At 70.8% G+C, this 24,827-nt stretch carries 19 protein-coding genes, 1 tRNA gene, 2 pseudogenes and 1 riboswitch; of the genes and pseudogenes, 16 read left to right on the forward strand and 6 right to left on the reverse strand.

Going from position 1 to position 24,827, the window contains the following annotated elements; translation table 11 throughout:
- The first annotated feature begins 27 nt into the window (after positions 1–27).
- The 6 genes from ACLQ3F_RS29525 (at position 28) to ACLQ3F_RS29550 (ending at position 8,678) form a co-directional block, all read left to right on the forward strand.
- Entirely contained in the window at positions 28–894 is an 867-nt protein-coding gene (locus tag ACLQ3F_RS29525) for a hypothetical protein (RefSeq protein WP_357262883.1), read from the forward strand.
- A gap of 1 nt (position 895) precedes the next feature.
- Positions 896–2,581 carry a murein biosynthesis integral membrane protein MurJ gene (murJ, locus tag ACLQ3F_RS29530; RefSeq protein WP_425852815.1) on the forward strand — a complete coding sequence of 562 codons (1,686 nt, stop codon included), beginning with the start codon at positions 896–898 and terminating at the stop codon, positions 2,579–2,581.
- Positions 2,578–3,747, forward strand: a complete 1,170-nt coding sequence (locus ACLQ3F_RS29535; protein WP_425852817.1) for a glycosyltransferase family 4 protein — start codon at positions 2,578–2,580, stop codon at positions 3,745–3,747. Before murJ ends, ACLQ3F_RS29535 begins: the two co-directional genes overlap by 4 nt.
- Positions 3,747–6,161 (forward strand): hypothetical protein, encoded by a 2,415-nt coding sequence (locus ACLQ3F_RS29540; RefSeq protein ID WP_425852938.1) that lies wholly within the window; start codon positions 3,747–3,749, stop codon positions 6,159–6,161. Before ACLQ3F_RS29535 ends, ACLQ3F_RS29540 begins: the two co-directional genes overlap by 1 nt.
- A 163-nt stretch (positions 6,162–6,324) precedes the next feature.
- A complete protein-coding gene (locus ACLQ3F_RS29545) occupies positions 6,325–8,076 on the forward strand; it encodes a CTP synthase (protein ID WP_355008449.1) in 1,752 nt (583 codons plus the stop codon).
- On the forward strand, positions 8,073–8,678 hold the full coding sequence (locus ACLQ3F_RS29550; RefSeq protein WP_425852818.1) for an NUDIX domain-containing protein: 606 nt from the start codon (positions 8,073–8,075) through the stop codon (positions 8,676–8,678). The genes ACLQ3F_RS29545 and ACLQ3F_RS29550 overlap by 4 nt, the downstream gene beginning before the upstream one ends.
- An 84-nt stretch (positions 8,679–8,762) precedes the next feature.
- Here ACLQ3F_RS29550 and ACLQ3F_RS29555 read toward each other — a convergent pair whose 3' ends face one another.
- Positions 8,763–9,101, reverse strand: a complete 339-nt coding sequence (locus ACLQ3F_RS29555; protein WP_396796716.1) for a TM2 domain-containing protein — start codon at positions 9,099–9,101, stop codon at positions 8,763–8,765.
- Positions 9,102–9,330: 229 nt separating this feature from the next.
- Between ACLQ3F_RS29555 and ald the strand changes: the two genes are divergently transcribed.
- From ald to ACLQ3F_RS29600, 9 genes are all read left to right on the forward strand, one after another.
- Positions 9,331–10,446: an alanine dehydrogenase gene (gene ald / locus ACLQ3F_RS29560; protein ID WP_279519840.1), complete on the forward strand. Its 1,116-nt coding sequence runs from the start codon at positions 9,331–9,333 to the stop codon at positions 10,444–10,446.
- A 38-nt stretch (positions 10,447–10,484) separates the two neighbouring features.
- A complete protein-coding gene (locus ACLQ3F_RS29565; protein WP_425852821.1) occupies positions 10,485–11,450 on the forward strand; it encodes a site-specific tyrosine recombinase XerD in 966 nt (321 codons plus the stop codon).
- Positions 11,451–11,630: 180 nt separating this feature from the next.
- Positions 11,631–12,554 (forward strand): ParA family protein, encoded by a 924-nt coding sequence (locus ACLQ3F_RS29570; protein ID WP_030487987.1) that lies wholly within the window; start codon positions 11,631–11,633, stop codon positions 12,552–12,554.
- 41 nt (positions 12,555–12,595) lie between these two features.
- On the forward strand, positions 12,596–13,684 hold the full coding sequence (locus ACLQ3F_RS29575; protein ID WP_425852822.1) for a segregation and condensation protein A: 1,089 nt from the start codon (positions 12,596–12,598) through the stop codon (positions 13,682–13,684).
- Entirely contained in the window at positions 13,677–14,741 is a 1,065-nt protein-coding gene (gene scpB / locus ACLQ3F_RS29580) for an SMC-Scp complex subunit ScpB (RefSeq protein ID WP_425852824.1), read from the forward strand. The genes ACLQ3F_RS29575 and scpB overlap by 8 nt, the downstream gene beginning before the upstream one ends.
- On the forward strand, positions 14,728–15,498 hold the full coding sequence (locus tag ACLQ3F_RS29585; protein WP_238659881.1) for a pseudouridine synthase: 771 nt from the start codon (positions 14,728–14,730) through the stop codon (positions 15,496–15,498). The genes scpB and ACLQ3F_RS29585 overlap by 14 nt, the downstream gene beginning before the upstream one ends.
- Positions 15,499–15,693: 195 nt before the next feature.
- The gene (gene cmk / locus ACLQ3F_RS29590) at positions 15,694–16,374 is read left to right on the forward strand and encodes a (d)CMP kinase (RefSeq protein ID WP_425852825.1); all 681 of its coding nucleotides are present in this window, start codon (positions 15,694–15,696) and stop codon (positions 16,372–16,374) included.
- On the forward strand, positions 16,371–17,777 hold the full coding sequence (der, locus tag ACLQ3F_RS29595; RefSeq protein WP_347664889.1) for a ribosome biogenesis GTPase Der: 1,407 nt from the start codon (positions 16,371–16,373) through the stop codon (positions 17,775–17,777). The genes cmk and der overlap by 4 nt, the downstream gene beginning before the upstream one ends.
- 212 nt (positions 17,778–17,989) lie before the next feature.
- Positions 17,990–18,063: transfer RNA gene (locus ACLQ3F_RS29600), tRNA-Pro, on the forward strand.
- A 415-nt stretch (positions 18,064–18,478) separates the two neighbouring features.
- Here the strand turns inward: ACLQ3F_RS29600 and ACLQ3F_RS29605 are convergent.
- The 5 genes and pseudogenes from ACLQ3F_RS29605 to ACLQ3F_RS29625 all read right to left on the reverse strand — a co-directional run bounded on the left by ACLQ3F_RS29605 (position 18,479) and on the right by ACLQ3F_RS29625 (position 24,301).
- The gene (locus ACLQ3F_RS29605) at positions 18,479–20,998 is read right to left on the reverse strand and encodes a S8 family serine peptidase (protein WP_425852827.1); all 2,520 of its coding nucleotides are present in this window, start codon (positions 20,996–20,998) and stop codon (positions 18,479–18,481) included.
- 318 nt (positions 20,999–21,316) lie between these two features.
- Positions 21,317–21,732 (reverse strand): annotated as a pseudogene (locus tag ACLQ3F_RS29610) (IS481 family transposase); the annotation flags it as partial.
- 71 nt (positions 21,733–21,803) lie between these two features.
- A pseudogene (locus ACLQ3F_RS29615) lies at positions 21,804–22,506 on the reverse strand (DUF6308 family protein).
- 578 nt (positions 22,507–23,084) lie between these two features.
- Positions 23,085–23,537, reverse strand: a complete 453-nt coding sequence (locus tag ACLQ3F_RS29620; protein WP_425852829.1) for a hypothetical protein — start codon at positions 23,535–23,537, stop codon at positions 23,085–23,087.
- 161 nt (positions 23,538–23,698) lie between these two features.
- The gene (locus tag ACLQ3F_RS29625) at positions 23,699–24,301 is read right to left on the reverse strand and encodes a hypothetical protein (RefSeq protein WP_425852831.1); all 603 of its coding nucleotides are present in this window, start codon (positions 24,299–24,301) and stop codon (positions 23,699–23,701) included.
- 28 nt (positions 24,302–24,329) lie between these two features.
- A riboswitch (SAM riboswitch) is annotated at positions 24,330–24,450 on the reverse strand.
- A 65-nt stretch (positions 24,451–24,515) separates the two neighbouring features.
- Here ACLQ3F_RS29625 and ACLQ3F_RS29630 point away from each other — a divergent pair.
- On the forward strand, positions 24,516–24,698 hold the full coding sequence (locus tag ACLQ3F_RS29630; RefSeq protein WP_425852833.1) for a hypothetical protein: 183 nt from the start codon (positions 24,516–24,518) through the stop codon (positions 24,696–24,698).
- Positions 24,699–24,827: the final 129 nt, after the last annotated feature.

The raw sequence follows: 24,827 nt of genomic DNA on the forward strand, positions 1-24,827 counted from the left end.
GCGTGACCGAGCTGGCGAGGTGGCGGCGTGAGCGCCCTGGGTCGGCTGTTGATCGCCGGTGCGGGCGCCGCGGCGGCCCGCTACGCGCTGCGTGAGGCGCGCACCTCGCCGGCCGGGCCCGCGTTGGAGCGCACCAACTTCCGTGGCCGCACGGTGAGCCTGGCCGCCGGCCCGGCGCTCGCCGCCGGCGCTGCCGCCGCCGGCGCGTTCGGTGCCACCGGCGGTGCCGCCGGTGGGGCCGCCCTGGTCGCCGGTCTCGGCGCGGGTGGTGTCGGCCTGTATGACGACGTGGTCGGCGCGCGGCCGGAGCAGAAGGCGGCCAAGGGTTTCGCCGGGCACCTCGCCGCGCTGCGCGAGGGGCGGGTCACCGCCGGTCTGGTCAAGGTCGTCGGGGTGGGCGCCGTCGGGCTGGGCGCCGCCGCGCTGCTCGCCGCCGACTCCCGGGTCGCCGCGCACCCGCGCCGGCAGCGGCACGGTGCGTTCGGCCGGGGCGTCGACGTGCTGCTCGGTGCCGGTGTGATCGCCGGCACGGCCAACCTGCTCAACCTGCTCGACCTGCGGCCGGGCCGCGCCCTCAAGTCCGGGCTGCTGCTCGCGGCGCCGCTGACCGGCGGCCCGCAGGGCGGTATCGCGGCGGGCGCGGCTGGCGCCGCCGCCGGTCTGCTCCGTGACGACCTGGCCGAGGACGTGATGCTGGGCGACAGCGGCGCGAACGCGCTCGGGGCGGTGCTCGGCGTCGCGCTCGCCGCCCGGACCGGCCCGCTCGGCCGGGCCGGTCTGCTCGCGGTCCTGGCCGGGCTCACCGCCGCCAGCGAGAAGGTCAGCTTCACCGCGGTGATCCAGCGGACCCCGGGGCTGCGCGAGCTCGACGCACTGGGCCGACGCGCCGACTGACGTGGACAGACCGGCACCCCTCGCCGGCGCCGGCCGGCTGGCCGGGGCAGCCGCGCTCATCGCCGTCCTCACCGTGGCCAGCCGACTCGCCGGCTTCGGCCGTACCGCCGTGTTCACCTGGGTGGTCGAGCAGAGCGACCTCGGCGGCATGTACGTCATCGCCAACACGGTGCCGAACATCGTCTTCGAGATCGTCGCGGGCGGGGCGTTGGCCAGCCTGGTCGTGCCACTGCTGGCCGGGGCGGTCGCGGCCGAGGACCGGCGGACGGTGGCGGCGACCACCGGCGCTCTGCTCACCTGGACGGTGAGCCTGCTGGTTCCCCTCGCCGTGCTCGTCGTCCTGTTCGCCGACCCGATCATCTCTCTGATCAGCGAGGGACGATCGGCGGCGGAACTCGCCGCCGGCGCCCGGATGCTGCGCGTGTTCGCCCCGCAGTTGCCGCTTTACGGGATCGGCATCGTACTCACCGGCGTCCTCCAGGCACACCGACGTTTCGCCTGGCCGGTCATCGCGCCGCTGCTGTCCAGCCTCACCGTGGTCGTCGTCTACGTGGCCTTCGGCGCCGCGCAGGGGCGGGGCGTGTCCGTGGCCCAGGTCGGCCGCAGCGGCGAACTGCTCCTCTCCGGCGGCACCACCCTGGGCGTGGTCGTGCTGTCGCTGTCGCTGCTGATCCCGCTGCGGCGGTTGCGGCTCCGGCCCCGCTTCGGGTACGCCTTCACCGAAGACGCGCGGGCGCGGATCGGCGGGCTCGCCACGGCCGGGGCGGTGACGGTGGCCGCGCAGCAGATCGCGCTCCTGGTGGTCCTGAACCGGGTCTCCGGGGGTCCTACCGGCTCACCACAGGTGTTCAACCTGGCCCAGGCGATCTACCTGCTGCCGTGGGCGGTCCTCGCCGTGCCGTTGGCGGTGGCGTCCTATCCCACGCTGGCCACCGCCAGCGCGGCCGGTGACGAGGACGGTTATCGGCGCACCCTCTCCGGCACGGTGCGGGGTGTGCTGCTCTTCAGCTGCCTGGGCGTCGCCGCGTTGATCGGTACGGCGCAGCCGATCGCAGCCCTCTTCTACCCGGACAATCCGGCGTCCACCGCGGCGGCCATCAGCGGGTTCGCGCCGGGACTGCTCGGCTACGGCTTGTTCGCAGTGCTGTCCCGCGCGCTGTACGCACGCGGCGACACCCGCTCGGCGACGGTGGCGATCACCCTCGGCTGGCTGGTCGTTCCGGCTGTGGCGCTGCCGTTGACGGTGCTGCTCCCCACCGCCGACCGGGTGCTCGCGGTGACGGCCGCGAACTCGGTGGGGATGCTGGTGCTGGGCGCCCTGCTGCTCCTGGCGGTGCGGCGCAGCGCCGGCCGTCCCGCCCTCGCGGGAGCGGCACGGGCCGCAGCGGCCGGTGGCCTCGCCGGTGTGCTCGCCGGGCTCGCCGGGCTGGGCCTCAGCCGTTGGCTCGACCAGTCGGACGGCGGCACCCCGACGACGGCGGTGGCGTTCGGTCAGGGCATGCTGTCCGGGGTTCTGGTTGGGGTTGTGTTCCTCGCCGTGGTCTGGTTCGTCGACCGGCGGGACGTACAGCCACTGCTCGCCGGGGTGCTGCGGCGTCTGGGCCGGCGGGGGCCGTCCGGCGGTGCGCCGACACCGGGCGCGGGCTCCGCGCAGCGGGGCGACGGGAAGGAGACGGCGACGCGATGACTGAGCCACCTCTGCCCGCCGGCTGGTCGGGCACCGTCGCGTTGGTGCTCGCGTCCAGCACCGGCGGGGTCGGCCAGCACGTCCGTTCGGTGGCCCGTGGCCTCGTCGCGGGCGGCACCACAGTCCTGGTCTGCGGGCCCGCCGCCACCCAGGAGCAGTTCGACTTCACCGGTGTCGGTGCCCGGTTCGAGGCAGTGGAGATCCCGGCCAGCCCGACTCCGGCCGACGCGCGGGCGGTGCTCACGCTGCGCCGGGCGCTCGCCGCCGCCACCGTCGACGTGGTGCACGCGCACGGCCTGCGGGCCGGGCTGGTCGCCGTGCTGGCCCGTCCGGCCGTCCCGCTGATCGTCACCTGGCACAACGCGGTGCTCGCCGGGGGACTGCGGGGCGGGGTGTCCCGGCTCGTCGAACGGGTGGTCGCCCGGGGCGTCCGGGTGGCGCTCGGTGCCTCCGCGGACCTGGTGCGGCGGGCCGCCGAGGTGGGTGCCGCCGACGCCCGGCTCGCCCCGGTCGCCGCACCGACGCTGCCCGCGCCGCGACGACGCCCGGCGGCGGTACGCGCCGAGTTCGGCGTCCGCCCGGACCAGCCGTTGATCGTCTCAGTCGGTCGGTTGCACCCGCAGAAGCGCTACGACGTGCTGATCGACGCGGCGGCCCGCTGGCGTACGCGTACCCCGCCGCCGGTCGTGGTGATCGCGGGCAGCGGGCCGGCGTATCTGCCGCTCGCCGCGCGGACCTCCGCCGCCCGCGCCCCGGTGACCCTGCTGGGGCACCGCACCGACGTGGCCGACCTGCTCGCCGGCGCCGACCTGGCGGTGGTGACCAGCGACTGGGAGGCGCGGCAACTCTTCGCCCAGGAGGCGTTGCGCGCCGGTGTGCCACTGGTGGCCACCGCTGTCGGCGGGCTCCCGGATCTGGTCGGCGACGCCGCCACGCTGGTTCCCGCCGGTGACGTGGACGCCCTCGACGCGGCCGTACGCGCGTTGCTGGACGACCCGGCGGCGCGGGCGGAGTTGGGCCGGCGCGGGACCGAACGGGCGGCGACGTGGCCGACCGAGGCCGACACCGTCGCCACGCTTGCCGCCCTCTACGCCGAGCTGGCCGGGAACCCCGGCGGTGCGGCGGCCGCCCCGGGCTCCGACGCCCCGAGAACGGGACACCGGTGATGTTGCGCCGAATCGCCCCCGCCCTGTTGACAGTGCTCGTGGTGGCGCTGGGCGTCACCGCGCTCGCCGCCCGCCCACCCCAGGGCGCCCCGCAACGCACCGCTGACTTCGTGGTGCTCGCCGGGATCGCCGGGCTGCGCTGGGACGACGTGGATCCGCAGAGCACCCCGACGCTGTGGCGGATGGCCCAGGACGGCTCGATCGGCTCCCTGTCGGTGCGTTCCGCGCACCGGCCCACCTGCCCGGTGGACGGCTGGCTGACCCTGGGCGCGGGCAGCTTCGCCGCGTGGAACGGCAGCCGGTCGGTCGACGGTTGTCCGTCGGCGGCGGTGACCGTGGAACAGCCCGACGGCATCGGCGCGAACCTGCCCGACCAGGAGAGCGTGGTCCAGTACAACCAGCAGCGGCTGCCCTGGGGCGCCCTGCCCGGCTCGTTGTCCGAGTCGGTGCGGTGTTCCGTCGCCGTGGGGCCGGGCGCGGCAGTGGCCGCCGCCCGACCGTTCGGCCGCGTCGACCGGTACGCCTCGGGGCTGCCGGCCGACCCGCGGCCGCTGCTCGGCTCGTGTGTGCTGAGCATCGTCGACCTCGGCACGGTCAAGGGGGCCGACCCGGCCACCCGCGCCGAGGAGGCCCGCGCGGCGGACGCCGAGTTGGCCCGGGTGCTGGCGGCGCGACCCCCCCGGTCGTTGGTGCTGGTCGCGGGGATCTCCGACACCACCCAGCCGGCGCGGCTGCACGTGGCGGTCGCCGACGGGCCGGGCTGGGAGCGGGGGTGGCTCACCTCGGCCAGCACCGGCCGGGACGGGTACCTGCAACTCGTCGACCTCGCGCCGACCGCCCTCGCCGCGTTGGGCCGGCCCATGCCGGAGCGGCTCTTCCTCGGCCGTCCGGCGATCAGCACCGGCGGTCGTCCCGCCGATCTGACCGAGGCCATCAACGCGCCGGCGAACGCCGACCGTGAGGCGGCCGCGCAGCGTTCCGTCTCCGGGGTGTTCTTCACGCTGCTCGCCGGGGTGCAGGTGCTGCTGGCCGTCGCGATCCTGCCGCTGCTGCGTCGGGCCCGTCCGCACGCCGGCCCGGCCGGTCCGACGCCCGTCTCCGGGCGGATCGTGGCGGTGATGGAGCTGCTGCTGGTCGCTGCGGCGTTGACGGTGCCGGCGGCGCTGCTGACCGACGCGGTGCCCTGGTGGCGCGGTGAGCACCCGGGGTGGATCTTCGCCGGGGTGACCGCGCTGCTGGTGGCCGCCGGCACCGCGGCGGTGCGGTTCGCCCCCGGGTACGCGAACACCCTCGGGCCGCTGGGAGCGGTGGCCGGCCTCACCACGCTCGTGGTCGGGCTGGACGTGCTCACCGGGGCCCGCCTGCAGCTCAACGGCGTGGTCGGCTACTCCGCGTTGCAGGGCGGCCGGTACGCCGGGCTGAGCACTGTGGGGCTGGGAGTGTTCCTCGCCGGTGCGCTGGTCACCGGCGGCTGGTTCGCGCAGCGGGTGCACCGGGGCTGGCGGCCGGCGGTGATGGTGGCGGTGGGTGGCCTCGCCGTGGTGGTGGTCGGCAGCCCGTATCTGGGCGCCGACCCGGTCGGCGCGATCGCGCTCACCGCCGGGGTGAGCGTCGCCGCCGTGATCAGCGCCGGTGGCTGGTTGACGGTCAGCCGGCTGGCCTGGGCCACCATGGCCGCGCTGGCGGTCGGTATCGGGTTCGCAGTGGTGGACCTGCGGCGTCCGGCCGCGGAGCGGGGCAGCCTGGGCCGGTTCCTCTCCGCGCTCGGTGACGGCACCGGCGGGTTCGCCGTGCACCGCTCCAGCACGGAGAACTTCGAGACGTTGGTCAACAGCCCGCTGACGGTGCTGGCGCTGGCCGCCGGGTTGCTGGTGTGGTTCGCCCTGTTGCAGCCGTGGGGTGGGCTGATGCGGTTGTTCGGCATCTACCCGGCGGTCCGGGCCGCGCTGGCCGGCACCGTGGTCGCCGCGGTGCTCGGTGGTGTGCTCGACGGCGCGGCCCTGGACGTGATGGGTGCTGCGGCCGCCCTGGTGGTGCCGATGGCGGCCCTGGCGTCGCTACGGGTGCTCGGGCACGCCGCGGACCGGACCCGCCCGGTAGCGGCCCGTTCCCGCGCCAACGGCGCCGACGACGACTCGGGGTCCGGCGGGGTCGGCCCGGCCGGTGGCGGTGACGGTCCGACCGGCGGCGGGGGGCCGCTGGGTGCGGTGCATCCCCGTCCGATCGCCGGCCCGCCCCCGGGCGCACCGGCGACCCTCGCCCAACCGGTGTCGGACGCTGCGGGCGAGCGCCGGGGGGACGCCGACGAACCGGCCGAGCCGACGGCGAGCGGGTCGACGCCGGACGCCGCGCCGACGGTGCCCGTGCCGCCCCGGCAGGTCTCCCGGTCATCGACGGAGGTTGCCGCGTCCTGAGCGCCGGGCCTCGTCCGGATGGCCCGGAGGTGTCGCGGCCGGGGTGCGGCCTGCGGGTACCCGCCCGGGAGGTGTTACCGTCGAATCCCGTGGATCGCGTGATCACTTTGCTGATCAAGCACGGCGGTCTGCATGACCGCGACAGACGACACGGGAGCAGGCCTTGGCCCCATCAGCACGGACGACCAGGCACATTTTCGTCACCGGGGGCGTCGCCTCCTCGCTGGGTAAGGGCCTCACCGCCTCCAGCCTCGGCAACCTGCTGACCGCGCGCGGGTTGCGCGTGGTGATGCAGAAGCTTGACCCCTACCTGAACGTGGACCCGGGGACGATGAACCCGTTCCAGCACGGTGAGGTGTTCGTCACCGAGGACGGCGCCGAGACCGACCTCGACGTCGGGCACTACGAGCGGTTTCTCGACCGGGCGTTGTCCGGTAAGGCGAACGTCACCACCGGTCAGATCTACTCCGACGTGATCGCCAAGGAGCGGCGCGGCGAGTACCTGGGTGACACCGTCCAGGTCATCCCGCACATCACCAACGAGATCAAGTCGCGGATCCTGGCGATGGCCGATCCGGACGAGGACGGCCAGCTTCCCGACGTGGTGATCACCGAGGTCGGTGGCACGGTCGGTGACATCGAGTCGCTGCCGTTCCTGGAGGCGATCCGTCAGGTCCGCCACGACCTGGGCCGCGACAACTGCTTCTACCTGCACGTCTCGCTGGTGCCGTACCTGGCGCCATCGGGTGAGCTGAAGACCAAGCCGACGCAGCACTCGGTGGCGCAGCTGCGCAACATCGGTATCCAGCCGGACGCGATCGTGCTCCGCTGCGACCGGGAGATCCCGGTGAAGCTCAAGGAGAAGCTGTCGCTCTACTGCGACGTGGACGCCGAGGCGGTCGTCGCCGCCCCGGACGCCCCGAGCATCTACGACATTCCGAAGGTGCTGCACCGGGAGGGGCTCGACGCGTACGTGGTGCGCCGGCTCGGCCTCTCCTTCCGGGACGTGGACTGGGCCAGCTGGGACGACCTGCTGGAGCGGGTGCACCGCCCCCGGCACACCGTCACCGTCGCCGTGGTCGGCAAGTACGTCGACCTGCCCGACGCGTACCTGTCGGTGAGTGAGGCGATCCGGGCGGCGGGCTTCGGCCACCGGGCCCGGGTGCAGCTCAAGTGGGTGCCCAGCGACGAGTGCGTCACCCCGGCCGGCGCCGCCGCGGCGTTGGCCGGCGTGGACGGCATCCTCATCCCCGGCGGCTTCGGCGTGCGCGGCATCGAGGGCAAGATCGGCACTGCCCGGTACGCCCGGGAGGCCGGCATCCCGCTGCTCGGCCTCTGCCTCGGCCTGCAGTGCATGACCATCGAGGTGGCCCGGCACCTGGCGGACCTGGACGGCGCGAACTCGGTGGAGTTCGACGAGCAGGCGGCCCACCCGGTCATCGCCACGATGGCTGACCAGGAGGACATCGTCGCCGGTCGGGGTGACCTGGGCGGCACGATGCGGCTGGGCGCGTACCCGGCGACGTTGACCGAGGGCTCGATCGTCGCCGAGGCGTACGGCAGCACCGAGATCAGCGAGCGGCACCGGCACCGGTACGAGGTGAACAACGCCTACCGGGACGCGCTGACCAAGGCGGGTCTGCACATCTCCGGCACCTCGCCGGACGGCCGGCTGGTCGAGTTCATCGAACTGGACCGGAGCCTGCACCCGTTCTTCGTGGCCACCCAGGCGCACCCCGAGTTGAAGAGCCGTCCGACCCGCCCGCACCCGCTGTTCGCCTCGTTCGTCAAGGCCGCGGTGACGTACTCGCAGGCCGACCAGTTGCCTGTCGACCTGGACGCGGCGGCGGAGGCCCCGACGACGCGCAAGGCCGCCCGCAACGGTGCCGCGACGAAGGCGTCGTCGGCGTCGTGAGCAACCTGGAGCACCGCTACGAGGTGCGTTCCCGGCAAGAGCGGTACCGGGGGCGGATCTTCGACGTGGTCACCGAGGAGGTGAGCATGCCGGGCGGTGGGACCGGGCTGCGTGACCTCGTCCGGCACGTCGGGGCGGTGGCCGTGGTGGCGCTCGACGACGCCGGCCAGGTGGTGCTGATCCGGCAGTACCGGCACCCGGTCGGGCGGCACCTGTGGGAGCTGCCGGCCGGTCTGATGGACGTCTCCGGCGAGGAGTTGCCGGTGGCCGCGCTGCGGGAGCTGGCCGAGGAGGCCGATCTCACCGCTGGGCGGGTCGACGTGCTGGTGGACCTGCACAGCTCGCCGGGGTTCACCAACGAGATCGTCCGGGTGTTCCTGGCCCGCGACCTCGCCGACGTGCCGGCCGACGAGCGGCACGAGCGCCACGACGAGGAGGCCGACCTCCAGGTCGTCCGGATCGATCTGGACGAGGCGGTCGCCATGGTCGCGGCCGGTGAGATCACCAACGCGTCCGCGGTGGCCGGGCTGCTGGCCGCGGCCCGGGCCCGGGACACCGGCTTCGCGTCTCTGCGTCGGGCGGACGCGCCGCTGCCGCGCTGAGCGTCGCCGCCGGTCCAGCCGGTCGGGGGAGTACGCGCCAAAGGGGCCCCGCGGTCAACCGCGGGGCCCCTTTCGCTTGCTGGTCTAGGAGTCGCGCAGCGGACGGCCCTGCGCGTCCGTGCCGCCGTTGACCAGGATGAGGATGCCGTCGATGAGGCCCCAGAAAGCGCCGAGGCCGCAGGTCACCACGCTCACGACGAGCTGGAGAACGGCGATCTTGGTGTGTCCGGTGTAGAACCGACCGGCACCGAAGGTGCCGAGCAGGATGCCGAGGACGCCCGCGACGATCTTGCTCTTGTCGGAGACGCCCTGCGGGTACCCCGGCTCGGGGTAACCGGGCTGGTAAGGAGGAGTGGTCATGGGCGGACACATTAGTGATCCACTCGCCGGCTGTCCGCACCGCCGCCCGGCAGATGGGACGATAGTGGTGAAACATTGTCCTGTTGGCTGAGGTGACGCTCGACCGCCGAATCTCGGCGGTGCCCTGACACATCGTCAGGACACCCGGGCACCGGGTGTCACTGTGCTGGCTCGCGGCGGCACCGGGCGCGCCTAGACTGCCGCCGCAGGACCGGTGTACCGCGGCGGCAAAGGGGCCGTCGTGGCACCGAGCAGTCGGGGGAGAGCAGCCCCGAAGAGAGGTGTCTGCATCGTGAAGGTCGGAATCCCACGCGAGGTCAAGAACCACGAGTACCGCGTGGCGATCACGCCAGCGGGTGTCAACGAGTTCACCCGCAGCGGCCACCAGGTCTTCGTCGAGTCCGGCGCCGGGGTTGGCTCCAGCATCACCGACGAGGAGTTCGCCGCCGCCGGCGCGAAGATCCTCGCCACCGCCGACGAGGTGTGGGAGACCGCCGAGCTGGTCCTCAAGGTCAAGGAGCCGATCGCCGAGGAGTACCACCGGATGCGCGAGGGGCAGGTGCTCTTCACCTACCTGCACCTGGCCGCCTCCAAGGAGTGCACCGACGCGCTGATCGACCGCCGGGTCACCGGCATCGCGTACGAGACCGTCGAGCTGCCCGACCGGTCGCTGCCGCTGCTCGCCCCGATGTCCGAGGTCGCCGGCCGGCTCGCCCCGCAGGTGGGCGCCTTCTACATGATGCGTACCGGTGGTGGGCGCGGTGTGCTGCCCGGCGGTGTCTCCGGCGTGTACGCGGCCAAGACCGTGGTCATCGGCGCCGGTGTCTCCGGCATGAACGCCGCCGCGATCGCGCTGGGTCTGCAGTCCGAGGTGCTGCTGCTGGACAAGAACGTGGCCCGGCTGCGGCAGGCCGACGCGATCTACCGGGGCCACCTGCAGACCGTCGCCTCCAACGCGTACGAGGTCGAGCGCGCCGTGCTCGACGCCGACCTGGTCATCGGCGCGGTGCTGGTGCCCGGCGCGAAGGCCCCGACGTTGATCTCCAACGAGCTGGTCTCCCGGATGAAGCCGGGCAGCGTGCTCGTCGACATCGCCATCGACCAGGGCGGCTGCTTCGAGGACTCGCGCCCCACCACGCACGCCGACCCGGTCTACAAGGTCCACGAGTCGATCTTCTACTGCGTGGCGAACATGCCCGGCGCGGTGCCGAACACCAGCACCTACGCGCTGACCAACGTCACCCTGCCGTACGCCCTGGAACTGGCCAACCAGGGCTGGCGCGAGGCGCTGCGCAACGACCCGGCGCTGGCGCTGGGCCTCAACACCCACGCCGGTCAGGTCACCTACGGCCCGGTCGCCGAGGCGCACGGCATGGACGTGCTCCCGCTGGCCGACGTGCTGGCCTGAACGGTGGCGGGCTGACCGGCGACACGGACTCCGCCGGCGTGGGCACACCACCCACGCCGGCGCTGCGCCGTGCCGTTCGCGGCTACCTCGACCACCTGACCGTCGAACGTGGCCTCTCCGCGAACACGCTCGCCTCGTACCGCCGGGATCTGGACCGCTATCTCGCCACCCTGACCGACGCCGGCGTCACCGACCTCGCGTCGGTCGGCGCCGGCCTCGTCGAGTCGCACCTGGCGCGGCTGCGCGCCGGCGACGACGCGCACCCGCCCCTCGCTGTCTCCTCCGCCGCCCGCGCGGCCAGCGCGGTACGCGGCCTGCACCGCTTCGCGCTGCGCGAGGGCCTCACCGGCGCCGATCCGAGCCGCGACGTCCGCCCGCCCACCCCGCCCCGGCGGCTGCCCCGGGCGCTACCGGTCGACGACGTGGTCCGGCTGCTGGAGACCGCCGGCCCGATCACCGCGACCGGCGACGACGCGCCTCTCGCGCTGCGCGACCGGGCGCTGCTGGAGTTCCTGTACGGCACCGGCGCGCGCATCTCCGAAGCGGTCGGCGCCGCCGTGGACGACCTCGACACCGACGACGGCACGGTGCTGCTGCGCGGCAAGGGCGGCCGGGTGCGGCTGGTGCCCATCGGCGGGTACGCCGTCGACGCCGTCAGCGCCTACCTGGTCCGGGCCCGTCCCGGGCTGGCCGCCGCCGGTAGGGGCACGCCGGCGGTGTTCCTCAACGCCCGCGGTGGCGCGCTGTCCCGCCAGGGCGCCTGGGGCATCCTGCGCCGCGCCGCCGACCGGGCCGGGCTGCCCGTCGACGGGCCGGCCGCGGTCTCCCCGCACACCCTGCGCCACTCCTACGCCACCCACCTGCTCGACGGTGGCGCCGACGTCCGGGTGGTCCAGGAGCTGCTCGGCCACGCCTCGGTGACCACCACCCAGGTCTACACGTTGGTCACCGTGGAGCGGCTGCGCGAGGTGTACGCCACCGCCCATCCCCGCGCCCAGGGCTGAACCGGGTAGCGGTCGACGCCGACACGCCGGGCCGGTGCCGAACCCCCTGCTGGTCGGTGGCGTACAGTCGGCATCGGCGCGGACCTCCTGGAGCAACACGACCGGGGTGCGCAGCGGCGCCGCGAAGGACGTCGGACGGCTCCGACGCCGGGTGGGTCGTCGGGAGGGGGCAACGAGCACATGGCTGGCAACGGTGACCGTGCCGAGACCTGGACGTCGGAGCTCCGCGAGCAGCAGGCCACGCTCGGCGCGGACCTGGGTCCTGCGGACCCGGCTGCCTACACGATGCGCAAGCCCATTCCCGAGCCGATGCCCACCGACCGGCACGGCCCCGCGCGCATCATCGCGATGGCCAACCAGAAGGGTGGCGTCGGTAAGACGACCACCACCATCAACCTGGGCGCCGCCCTCGCCGAATACGGCCGCAAGGTGCTGCTCGTCGACTTCGACCCGCAGGGCGCGCTCTCGGTGGGCCTGGGCGTCAACCCGCACAACCTCGACCTGTCCATCTACAACCTGCTCATGCAGGACGACATCATCGCCGAGGACGTCGTCATCAAGACCGACGTCGCGGGGCTGCACCTGTTGCCGGCCAACATCGACCTCTCCGCCGCCGAGATCCAGCTCGTCAACGAGGTCGCGCGGGAGATGGCCCTGGCCCGGGTCCTGCGCACGGTCCGCAAGGAGTACGACTACATCCTGATCGACTGCCAGCCGTCACTCGGCCTGCTGGCGATCAACGCGTTGACCGTCGCGCACGGCGTGCTCATTCCCCTCGAATGCGAGTTCTTCAGCCTGCGCGGTGTGGCACTGCTGCTGGACACCATCGACAAGGTGCGCGAGCGACTCAACTTCGACCTGGAGCTCGAAGGCATCCTCGCCACCATGTACGACAGCCGCACCACCCACTGCCGCCAGGTCCTCCAGCGGGTGGTCGAGGCGTTCGGCGACAAGGTCTACCAGACGGTCATCACCAAGACGGTGAAGTTCCCCGAGTCCACCGTGGCCGGTGCCCCCATCACGACGATGGACCCGGCCTCCTCCGGGGCACGCAACTACCGTCAGCTGGCCCGCGAGGTGATCGCCGCCCAGTCGGAGCGGTAGCCGGAACGTCCCGTGCCCGCCTCGTGGACTACGGTCGTCCGGTGACCGCGCCACCCCTCGACCCACCCGAGACCGCCGACGCGGCCGTGGTCGACGGTGTGCCGCCCGTCGACCCCGCTGCCACCGGCTTCACGGTGCGGCTGGCCAACTTCACCGGCCCGTTCGACCTGCTGCTGCAACTGATCGGCAAGCACAAACTCGACGTCACCGAAGTGGCCCTGCACACGGTCACCGACGAGTTCATCGCCTACATCAGGGCCATGGGCGACAACTGGGACCTGGACGAGGCCAGCGAGTTCCTGCTCATCGCCGCCACCCTGCTCGACCTGAAGGCAGCCCGGCTGCTGCCCGCCGCCGAGGTGGAGGACGAAGCCGACCTCGCCCTGCTGGAGGCACGGGACCTGCTCTTCGCCCGGCTGTTGCAGTACAAGGCGTACAAGGAGGCGGCGGCGCACATCGCCGAGCTGGAGGCCGTCGGCGGCCGACGCTACCCGCGCGCCGTCAGCCTGGAGGCCCGCTACGCCGAGGCGCTGCCCGACCTGGTGCTCGGCATCGGCCCCCAACGGCTGCTGAAGCTGGCCGTGAAGGCGATGACCCCGAAGCCGGTGCCGGAGGTCTCCATCGCCCACGTGCACATGGTCCGGGTCAGTGTCCGGGAACACGCCGCGATCCTCGCCGCACGGCTGCGCCGGGCCGGCACCGCCACGTTCTCGCTGCTCTGCGCGGACTGCGAGGCCACCCTGGAGGTCGTGGCCCGGTTCCTCGCGCTGCTGGAGCTGTACCGGGAGGGCTTGGTGTCGTTCGTGCAGGAGCAGGCACTGGAGGAGCTGACCGTGCGGTGGACCGGTCCGACCGACGGCGACACCGAGCTGCACGTCGACGAGTACGCCGGCAGCCCGCCCGACCCGGAGTCACCGGGGCCTGAACTGGCGGGGGCGGGTCCTGAGCCGGCGGGGGCTGAGCTTGACCCGGCGGGGCCTGGGCTTGCGGGGAGTCCGCCTGAGCCGGCGGGGGCAGAGCTGGACCCGGCTAGGGCTGAGCGTGACCCGGCAGGGGCTGACCTTGTGCCGACGGGGGAGGCCGGCGGGCCGGACGGGACGGGAACGACGGAGGGTGCGCGGGATGAGTGACGAGCAACGTCGGGACTCGCTGGCCGACCAGGCCGCCGCCTGGGTGCCCCCGTGGGACCGTCCCCGCCCGCCCGCCGCCGACACTCCCACGGAGCCGGACGGGTCCGCCGCATCACCGGAGACCGACGAGCCCGCAGCGGCAACGCCCCGACCGGAGCCAGAAGCCGCCGAGCCGGACCTGGACGCGCCGGGCTCTGCGCACGTTGACCCGGATGGGCGGGGCCCAGACGACGTGAGCCCGGGTGAGCCACGACCTGTCGAGGTTGCCGCGGGTGTGCCCGATCTCCTTGAGGTGGCCTCCGACGAGGTGGGCCAGGGTGAGCCAGATCGCGGCCCGGGTGAGCCGGATCGCGGTGAGGCGGCTGCGGACGACGTGGGCTCGGCGCGCCCGGACCTCGGCGAGGTGACGGACGGCACGGTAGGGGAGTCGGGTGACGCTGCGGGCGTACCCCGGCGGCAGCTGGCGGGACGGCGGCGGGCGACGGTCGTGCCGGAGCCCGCGCCCGAGCTGTCCGACAGTGAGCTGCGCGGCGCGTTGGAGGCGATTCTGCTGGTCGTCGACGAGCCGGTCAGCGAGCTGGTGCTGGCCCAGGTGCTGGAGCAGCCCGCCGAGCGGGTCGGGCCGATGCTCGACGAGATCGCCGCCGGTTACACGGCGGCCGGGCACGGGTTCGAGCTGCGGCGGGCGGCGGGCGGGTGGCGGCTGTACACCCGGCCGGAATACGCTACGTACGTTGAGCGGTTCGTGTTGGACGGGCAGTCCGTGCGGCTGACCCAGGCGGCGCTGGAGACGCTCGCTGTGGTTGCGTACAAGCAGCCGGTGACCCGTTCGCGAATCTCAGCCATCCGGGGTGTGAACTGCGACGGGGTCATCCGTACGCTGGTCACCCGTGGCCTCATCGAGGAGTGCGGCACCGAAACGGACAGTGGGGCGTTCCTCTACCGGACCACCACGTTGTTCCTGGAGAAGCTCGGGCTGAACACCGTCGACGAGCTGCCGCCCCTCGCACCCTTCCTGCCCGACGACGTAGAAGAGCTTGCTGATGCGACCCGATAACCGTTCCCCGAAACCCGACGCGCCCGTCTACGAGGGGGCTGAGCGCCTGCAGAAGGTGCTCGCCGCCGCCGGCGTGGGTTCCCGGCGCGCCTGTGAGGACCTGATCTTCCGCCGCCGGGTCACCGTGGACGGGCGGGTCGCCAAGCTCGGCGACAAGGTCGACCCGGCCACCTCCGTGATCCACGTGGACGGCGAGCGCCTCCAGGTCGACATTCGCCTGGTCTACGTGGCGATGAACAAGCCGCGCGGGGTGGTCACCTCCATGGCGGACGACAAGGGGCGCAACGAGCTGGCCGAGTTCATCGGCAACCGGGTCGAGCAGCGGGTCTACCACGTGGGGCGGCTCGACGCGGACAGTGAGGGCCTGCTGCTGCTCACCAACGACGGCACCCTCGCGCACAAGCTCATGCACCCCTCGTACGAGGTGCTGAAGACCTATCTGGCCGAGGTGGTCGGGCCGATCCCGCGCAACCTGAGCAAGCGGCTGCTGGCCGGCGTCGAGCTGGAGGATGGGCCGGTCAAGGTCGACTCGTTCAAGGTGGTGGACACTCTGGGTAAATCCGCCCAGGTGGAGCTGAGCCTGCACGAGGGCCGCAAGCACATCGTCCGACGGCTGATGGAGGAGGTCGGGCACCCTGTCACCCGGCTGGTGCGTACCTCGATCGGTCCTATCCGGCTGGGTGAACTGCGGACCGGACGGATCCGGCGGTTGACCAACGCCGAGGTCGCCGCCCTGTTCAACGCGGTGGGTGACTGACCCCCGAGTTCGGGGTACGGCAGCCGGTAGGCTCCACCGATGGCCGGGACGCGGCCGCCCGGGTGGCGTGGGTCGCCTCCGGCGGCGTCGCGCGCAGGTCCGCCAATGGACCCGGGCATGATTGATGACGATTGACAACCGCTTGCGGCGCCAGATCACCGGGCGATCCGCGAGGTACGGGCTGAGGAGGACACGGTGGAGGAAAACGTACGGGCCGGGCGATGTGTGGTCGCTGTGGACGGGCCGTCCGGGTCGGGTAAGTCCACCGTGTCGCGGCGCCTCGCCGCGAGCATCGGTGCGCGCTACCTGGACACCGGGGCGATGTACCGGGCGATCACGTGGGCCGTGCTGCGCTCCGGCGTGGATCTCACCGACACCGCGTCGGTGGCCAAGGTCGCCGGCGAGGTCAACCTGCGCATCGGCACCCACCCGCAGGGGTACGCCGTGACCATCGACGGGGTCGGCGTGGATGCCGACATCCGTGGCCCCGAAGTGACCGGCGCGGTTTCCGCCGTCGCCGCCGTGCCGGCCGTCCGTGAGCTGCTCGTCAACCGGCAGCGCGAGATGATCGCCAACGCTGGTCGGATGGTGGTCGAGGGTCGCGACATCGGCTCGGTCGTGGCGCCGGACGCCGACCTGAAGGTCTTCCTGACCGCCTCCGAGGCGGCCCGTGCCGCCCGGCGCAGCGCCGAGGACGCCGCCGACGTGGCGGCCACGGCCGCCGATCTGGCCCGGCGGGACCGTCTCGACTCGACCCGCAAGGTCAACCCGCTGACCCAGGCGCCCGACGCGGTGGTGCTGGACACCACCGAGCTGGGCATCGACGAGGTCGTGGCGCGGCTGCGCGACATGCTCACCGAGCGGGGCGTGGCATGAGTAGCGATGGTGGTGGGTGGGTCGAGTTGCGGGAGCCCGACGTCGCCGTCGAGGAGCCGAGCGGCCCGCAGCCGGTGGTGGCCGTGGTCGGCCGCCCCAACGTGGGCAAGTCGACGCTGGTCAACCGGATCATCGGCCGCCGGCAGGCGGTCGTCGAGGACGTCCCCGGCGTGACCCGCGACCGGGTCCCGTACGACGCGCAGTGGAACGGCCGGGCGTTCACAGTGGTGGACACCGGCGGTTGGGAACCGGACGCGAAGGACCGGGCCGCGGCCATCGCGGCGCAGGCCGAGACGGCGGTCGTCACCGCCGACGTGGTGCTCTTCGTGGTCGACGCGATGGTGGGCTCCACCGACGTGGACGAGGCCGCGGTGAAGATGCTGCGGCGCAGCGCCAAGCCGGTGATCCTGGTGGCGAACAAGGCGGACAACAACTCCATCGAGATGGAGGCCACCTCGCTGTGGTCGCTCGGTCTCGGTGAGCCGTTCCCGGTGTCCGCGCTGCACGGGCGCGGCTCCGGCGACCTGCTGGACGCCATCCTCGCCGCGCTGCCGGAGGCACCGGCGATCGTGGAGAACCGTCCACGTGGGCCACGCCGGGTGGCGCTGGTCGGACGGCCGAACGTCGGCAAGTCCAGCCTGCTGAACCGGTTCTCCGGTGAGGAGCGGGCGGTCGTCGACTCGGTCGCGGGCACCACTGTGGACCCGGTGGACAGCCTGGTCGAGATCGGCGGTCAGACCTGGCAACTGGTCGACACGGCCGGGCTGCGCAAGCGGGTCGGCAAGGCCAGCGGCACCGAGTACTACGCCAGCCTGCGGACCGCCGGCGCGATCGAGGCCGCCGAGGTGGCAGTGGTGCTGCTGGACTCCAGCGAACCGATCAGCGAGCAGGACCAGCGGATCCTGTCGATGGTGACCGAGTCGGGTCGGGCGCTGGTCATCGCGTTCAACAAGTGGGACCTGGTCGACGCCGACCGTCGGTACTACCTGGACAAGGAGATCGACCGGGAGTTGCGCCGCATCCCCTGGGCGATCCGGCTGAACCTGTCGGCGATGACCGGCCGGGCAGTGGACAAGCTGGCCCCGGCCCTGAACAAGGCGCTGGCCAGCTGGGAAACCCGCGTGCCGACCGCGCACCTCAACCAGTGGCTCACCGCGCTGGTGCAGGCCACCCCTCACCCGGTACGTGGTGGGCGGGCGCCGCGGATCCTGTTCGCGACGCAGGCCGGTGTGGCGCCGCCACGGTTCGTGCTCTTCACCACCGGCCCGCTCGACGCCGGCTACCAGCGTTTCGTCGAGCGCAAGCTCCGCGAGGAATTCGGGTACGAGGGCAGCCCCATCGAGATCTCGGTCCGCCCGCGTAAGAAGCTCGGCCCCGGCGGCCGAGGCAAGGCGCACGGCTGACGCAGTTGTAGCTCTCCAAAATGCCGGATGGGCGATCCTGCCCATCCGGCATTTGCCTATCCAACCCCACCCTCCTAGGACGCTCTAGGGTGTGTGCGGCGGTTCGCTGTGCGCTGGTTCGGCTAGGTCGCGACGTCGGTGGGGCCTGTGCGGACGACTCGGAGCTCCTGCGCTAAGCTGTACCGGCTGCCGCGGGGGAAACCGCGCGGGGGCGGGACGTGGCGCAGCTTGGTAGCGCACTTGACTGGGGGTCAAGGGGTCGTCGGTTCGAATCCGGCCGTCCCGACAGACAAAAAGCCCTGGCCAGCGGAAACGCTGGTCGGGGCTTCAAGTTTGCCTATGGGGTTTTGAACCGCCCCCGAAAACCCCTCATTTACCGGAGTCGGCAACCAGGTTCGTCATCCCTGCGCGTCGTTGGGGGGCAATGCGGGTGTGGGGCGTCGCCTGCGGTCGGCGCCGAGTCGCTCGAGGATGTCCTGAGACGTCGGGGGCTTGGGCGGGTTTGGCGATCTAGTACGTGGCAACCCATCCGCTTGCCGTGCGTAGAGGCGGAACTTGGCGTGTTCGTGGTGCCGGCGTCGGATCAACCAGGCGAGGATGTCGGCGAGGGGCGTCCACCAGGGTCGTAATTTCTGCTCGGGCAAGGGCCTGGTCAGCCAGGCTGAGGCGAACCTGAGCCTTGCTGACCAGGCCACCTGTGGCTAGGCGTTGCCGGACCCTGCCCCCGGCAGCGTCCGCTCGGCGGTCAGCGTCATGGCGCCGCCCTTGTAGGACACCCGGAACATGTGGCCGCGGACGTTCAGGACCCGCCGTTCCGGCATGGAGTGGAAGTGGCCCTTGATCGAGGCCCCGCTCATGATCGTCAGTACCGTGCCCGGGGTGATGGGCGCGCGGACGTCCAGGGTGAGTTCGCCGTCCAGCACCAGGGCACCCGTGGCCCGCACGCTCGTGTAGTCGCGGTCGCCGGAAATGGTGATGGCGAGGCGACCCGCTCGGCTGATGGTCACGTCACCGCCGACCTTCAGGACGTTGCCCTGCGGAACGTCGGTGAGACTGACGGACAATGCGGACGCCGCTTCCGCGGCCGACAGGCCGGGCTGCAACACGCCGCTGTTGACGCGGACGCTGCCTCCCACGAGACCGCTGCCGCCGAGCGTGCCGCCCTTGACGGCGACCGAGCTTGCGTGCGAGCCGGCGATCGAAAGCTTGCCGCCTTCCACCGTCGTGCCGCCCTCGTAGGTCGCGTGGCCCGACATGACCAGCATCCCGGAGCCCTGCTTGGTCAAAGACGCCGTGTAGCGGTTGTTGTCGATGTTGTTCTGAATGAAGGCCGTGCGCGCGTCCATCCAGTCCTTACGCCACTTGGTGGCGTCCTCATAGCTGATCTTGTCGTACAGTTCCGGGTGGCCGTTGGTGATGGCTTGAACGTAAGGATCAGCCAGAATGCCCTGAAGCATGAAGGCGTTTTCGCTGAGCTTGCCGTCCGGGGTCAGTACGTTGGGGCTGAATTCACCGGCGAAGGCGATGCCCTGTCTCTTGTAGGCCGCCAGCCACTCCCGATCCTCCCGCTCCCTTTCCTTGATCGCGATCTGGCTGATGTCGTTCGACCAGACGTCCAGGGGCGACTTGTCCATGTTGTAGGTCATGGGGCCCAGGAACTGGCCGGGGCCATACATGCCCTTGTCCAGATCGGGGATGCCCCAGCCCCAGCGTGCATCCGGAACCCCGTCGGGAGCGGTCCAGGCGATGGATGCCCCGGAGGGGGAGGTCTGACCCGTGCCGAGGAACCTCACACCGTCGGACATCTTGTTGTTCGCCGTGGTGAACATCAGATCACGGACCTGCTTGGCGTCCATGTTCGGATAGCGGGAGAGCAGAACCCCCATCACTGCTGTCGCAACGGGCGTCGCCGGAGACGTTCCGCTCGAGTTCGAATAGTTGGTGTCGCCACCGCTGTTCGTGGTCCGAACACTGTTCGACGGAGTGGACACGGTCCACCATTTGGCGAGCCCTGCCTCGTTGTACCCGAATTGTTTCGTGTATTCGGGGTTGGTCGCAGTGGGAGGCTGCACCCCGCCGACGCATACCCACTGCGCCTCCGCCGCAGGATTGAAGAAGGGGTACGCCGGGCGGAAGTACGGGTTGCTCCAGTCGTTGTTGCCGGCCGACCTCACGTTGACGGTACCGCTATCCTTGATAGCGTCCCAGATGGCATCCATGAAGGAGCGACCGGGGTAGCTCGGGTTGTATTGAATACCGTCTTCCGAATAGCTCTTCTTGAAGAGGAAGTACTGGTACTCCAGGTCCTTCAAATGCTCGTTGGGGATGATGATCGCCATCGCCGTGGCGTTGGCGCTGTCCTTGCCGCGCAGTTGGTAGGCGTTGGCGAGGTTGCCATTGACCCCAAGGTCGTTACCCAGGCCGTCGAAGCGGCTCCTGTCAAGAGTCTGGACATAAGAGCCCCAACTGCTGTTGATGACCTGGGCGCCTGCGTCAACCAGGGCCTTATTGGCCGTACGCCAGTACACGTAATCGTGGAAGGGGCCGTGGGACTGGGTATCGGAACCGCCGGTCATGGCGACATACATCGTCGAGCCAAAGGCGATGCCGTGCTGCTCTTTGCCATCGCGAATGCCAGAGGTGACGCCAAGCATGCCGGTCCCGTGACTGTAGTCACTCGTTCGCGCCTGGTCGCCGGCCACAGTGAACCGCTGGCCCGCGGTAAACGGGTTCGACGGGGTTACCGAGTTCCGGTACCCGAAGCCGGACGTTCCGTAGAGCCCCTCCGCTCTCACCGGAACGATCAGCCTGGTCTGGAATCCTTCGTGGGTAGGCCGGTAGCCCGAATCCATCATGCCCAGCGCGACGTCCTGCCCGCGGTACCCAAGGGCGTAGGCGGTGGACGCGTTTACCGCGACGAGCTGCCAGGGGTAGTCGATCGCTGTGCCAGGGTTGGCGGGATTGTGGCCGGTGTAGTAGCCATACTCCGGCGTTTCCCAACTGGCTTTAGCGGCACCCAGTTCCCCCGGCGTCCTGGCGACAAAGCCGGGGTCTCCCGGATACGCCGGTCCGCCGGCTGTGCTGCCGGGGGTTGATGTCAGGCCGGTCTTGGGCGATGCCGAGGCGAACCCGGCCGGAAACAAGGCGATGCCTGCGCCGGCAATGAAGGTGCCTCCCACTCGACGCAGTAAATCCCGCCGACTCAAGAAACTCATACTCATCTCCGATTCCTTCCGAAGGATCGATCTCCAGTGGGCGGGGGCGCAGTCCTGCCGCCTTTATCGGGCAGCGAATGTCGTTGGCTTTGTTCGGGATCCCGACAGCCGCGCGAGCCGACGCATGGACGTCGGAACGGCGAACTGGAACTCTCCCGCAAGTCGACCTCCCCTTTATGGACACCAAATTAGACTGCGGCAGAAGCCCATCGTCAAGGGGTCGACATCGGCCCGCCGGGAACAGTTAAGCGACGATCTATGTCGATACGACTAACTGCCATGCATCGGGTCACGGGTTGACTCCGTGGAGGTGGTGTGCGAGCCGGCGATCTCGGCTGTCGTCAGGGGGTTGGACAGGCTGCGGAGCAGGACGCCGTGGGCGGTGATCTGCATGAGTCCGCGGTCGAGTCGGACGGTGAGGCGTCTGCCGGCGAGGTGATAGCCGACGGGGTGTTGCCGCCGGCGAGGCTGATCAGGCCGGTGGCGTTGACGAGCCGTTCGGTCTCGATCGGGACGCCGGCCTGGACGGGGCCGGTGGTGATCGGTGGCGGCCCGGCGGGTCGGCCGTCGTCGGCGAGGAGCTGGCGCAGGTGGGTGGGGGTGAGCCGGGACGGGACGGTCTTGCGTCGGACGCCGTCGAGGAGCAGGTGAACGACGGTGGTGTCGGCCCACAGGGTGACCGGCAGTCCGGCTCGGTTCGGGCTGAGCCAGAACTTTTGTCCGCAGACGGTGAGGTTGCCGCGTTCAGCTTGCTAGGCGGGATGACGTAGTGGCTGGGTGGCTTATCAGGACATGTGCCCTGAGCCGCCGATCAGAGCTCCACCGACCCACGTTGCGGACACGTCGTTGGCTTGTTCCGCCGGTGTTCTTTAAAGTGTCGCCTCCACAGGACGATATCCAGGACCCGCAGGATGCTCACTTCGTTGCCTAGGCCTAAGGTCGTGCGAACGTCACCGAGGGCGGCGCGCAGGTCACCGCCGTTCTCGGTGAGCCGGTCGTGCAGCTTCAGCCACACGTGCGTCGGCGCTCCGAATTGGCTGACGATCGAGTCGTAGGCGGGGATGAGCTCGGGCCGCTTGCGAGCCAGCAACTTGCCGGCAATCACCCAGCCGATACCCGTCTTCTTGTTCCGATCATTCAGCAACTGCCATGCCCGATCGGCGTGCCCACCGTCGACGATGAGCTCGTCGGCGTCGGGGGCGCCCAGCTCCATCATGGGGAATCTTCTGCAAGCGTGCGCTGATATCCCAGCCGAGCTGGCCGTCAAGCAGCTCCCTGCCGACGGCGAACGGAACTTGGACGTTGAGCGCCTCCACCGCATAGAGATCATCGACGGTGATCCTGTCGCGGGTCTCGACACGATCGCCGCCACCCGCGAAGGACTCGAACCACTGCCCGGTGTACGCCCCGGGCGTGAAGTAGGCCCCACGATGGCCCACGCCTTCACGACGAACGATGTCAATCAATCTATCCGGCACTGGCAGATAATACTGAGCACTGGCGCTCAGTCGCATCCGCCGCCGCAGTCGGAGAAGAGCTGGGACGTTCGCGCGGCTGACGGCACGTTGTTGCAGATCAAGTGCCGCGTCATTGAGCCCGGCAGCCGGCGTACCCACGTCTTCTCACCGTTTCGGAGCTGGAGCTTCGATGCTTGCGTGTTTGTTACCTTGAGTAGCGTCACCTACGACATCGAGCAGGCTGTCGAGGTGCCGGTAGACCAGGTCAGGGCAGCTGCCCGAACGAGCTCCTGGGTCGCCGGCCATCGGGTATCCCTGAGTCAGGTCCGCGTTGGCCTTGATAACGCAGTCGATGTGACTGACCGTCTTCGGGAGGCCTATGGTGCAGAGGAGCGATCGGAGTAGAGACAGCGATCTGACGTCTCCTAGCACCGCAATGATCTGCTGCGGATCGCGTGCCATGCAATGTCCGGTCTTACAGACTGGACGGCATGAGCCCGGGGTCCTTCAGCTTGATCACGATGGACGCCCTGCCATGAGGCCTGCATCGAAGCACTGACATGTCCACGCAGTGATGTCCAGCTGCGTGAAGCAGAGAACAGAATAGTTGCAGGAAGCCTGGTGAGGCGTGCTAGTCACGGTGCGTCAGGATTACCCGGGACATCGTGGCACTGTCCGACTCCGTCAACTGCCCAGCAGGCCCGGGCAACGAGTTGATGGTTGGCTTCGCTGCCTGCGGCCGGCCCGGTGAACCGGGAGATCCCCACGCTGTCGCCGCTTTGGGAGTAACCCAGCGTGCGCGTCAGTTCGTGGACCGCGTGCCGGAGTGGGGGAATGCGCGCGCCGAGCAGTGCCAAGCGCAGATCCGGACGGGGATGTACCATGAAGCGCACCATCCAGTCGAAAGCCGAGCCGATGGTGCCAGGGTTCGCCTGGATCCCCGGCACGACAAGGGAGCCCACGGATTCCCGATACCGTGCCTGAAGGTCCTGCCAGCGGCCGAACCGCCCCTGAATGAACAACCTCGCTGGCGAGGCTCTGTTGCTCAATGCCACGGTCAGCGCCGGCCAACCACTAACGATGGTCATGCTTCGACCACCAGGCGCCGACGTCGCTGCCGGCCACTGTCCATCATGGCCGGATGCTGTCGAACGCCGCGAGTATCGAGCTGCCCGTCATCTCCCGACCGTCGAGGGAAGATGACCAACCGGCTGCTGTTTGCGATAACAGCAGCCGGCTGGACTGGCGGTCAACGAGCGGTGAACAGGAATTCGGTCTGCGCCTGTCGGAGGCCGCTGAGATCGCTGGGTACGGGCATGACGCCGTAGCGGTCGAAGGCGTCAACGCTCGCTCCAAGCGACGGCGGCGAGTGCCGCTGCCACTCGGCCAGCGGCACGCTCGAAGCAGTCAGGCGTAGTGGCTCGGCGAGCCGGGCGAACTCCACCTGCTGCCACTCGCGCAGCGTATTACCACGCCGCGCGAAAGCCACCAGCGAGGCGGCGACCACAGTGGTCGCAGCCGTCTGCGGCTGGATCACGTCGCCGTTCATGATCGAGTGTCGGCCCAGCGGCAGTGCGGCGCGGTGGCCGTACCGTTCTCCGACGACCTGCGAGACGTGTCGGCAGGTCCCGCAGGCCAGCCACGACCACCGGGTCCGGGTGGTCACCGTGTCCCGGACGCACAACACACACAGGTCGAGGTCACCGGCGAGGTCCTGGCCCTGCCACTGCTGCTCCCACTCCGGGGTACGTGGCTGGCAGCGGCACCACTGCTCGCGCGGAGCGCCGTCGCGGAGGTGCCCGCAGGTCAGGCAGACCGCGAAAGCAGTCAGGTCCAGCTCTTCGAATGGCACGATGAACTCGCTCTCCGGTGCCACGAGGCACCCGCTCTTGCCGTACCGCAGCTGGCGGTCGACCTGGTCTTCTCCCGGAGGCACCGTGCGCGGGTGGCGCGGTTGCCGGGTCAGCAAGCCGGGAGGCTTGACGCTGACCACTCTTGACGCCCAGGAAGCATAGAGATCATCGAGGCCGGGAGCAATCCCGCGGGGGAGACCTGAGCCAACGGTGGTGGCGGAACTATCCGTCGGCGGCGAGTCGGAGCCGGGCAAGCAGATCGGCGAGTTCCCGGGTCAGCTCATGATCTGGGCCGTAGACGCCGCACAGGTCGTCGTGCAGCGGTTGAACCTCGTCTACGCCCTCGCCGATCTACTTCTTGATCGACCGATCCATCTGTACGGCCATCGCTCGTGACGGGGGTGTGGACGACTAGGTCCGCCGCCCGGTGGTCTGCAACCTCATCCGCGACGCCCTTGAGTACACCTGCCACGAGCGGAACCTGACCCGTCTCGCTCTTGAACAGCGGCTGCAGGACTACTGGAA

Source organism: Micromonospora sp. DT15, assembly GCF_049841475.1.
Classification (GTDB): domain Bacteria; phylum Actinomycetota; class Actinomycetes; order Mycobacteriales; family Micromonosporaceae; genus Micromonospora.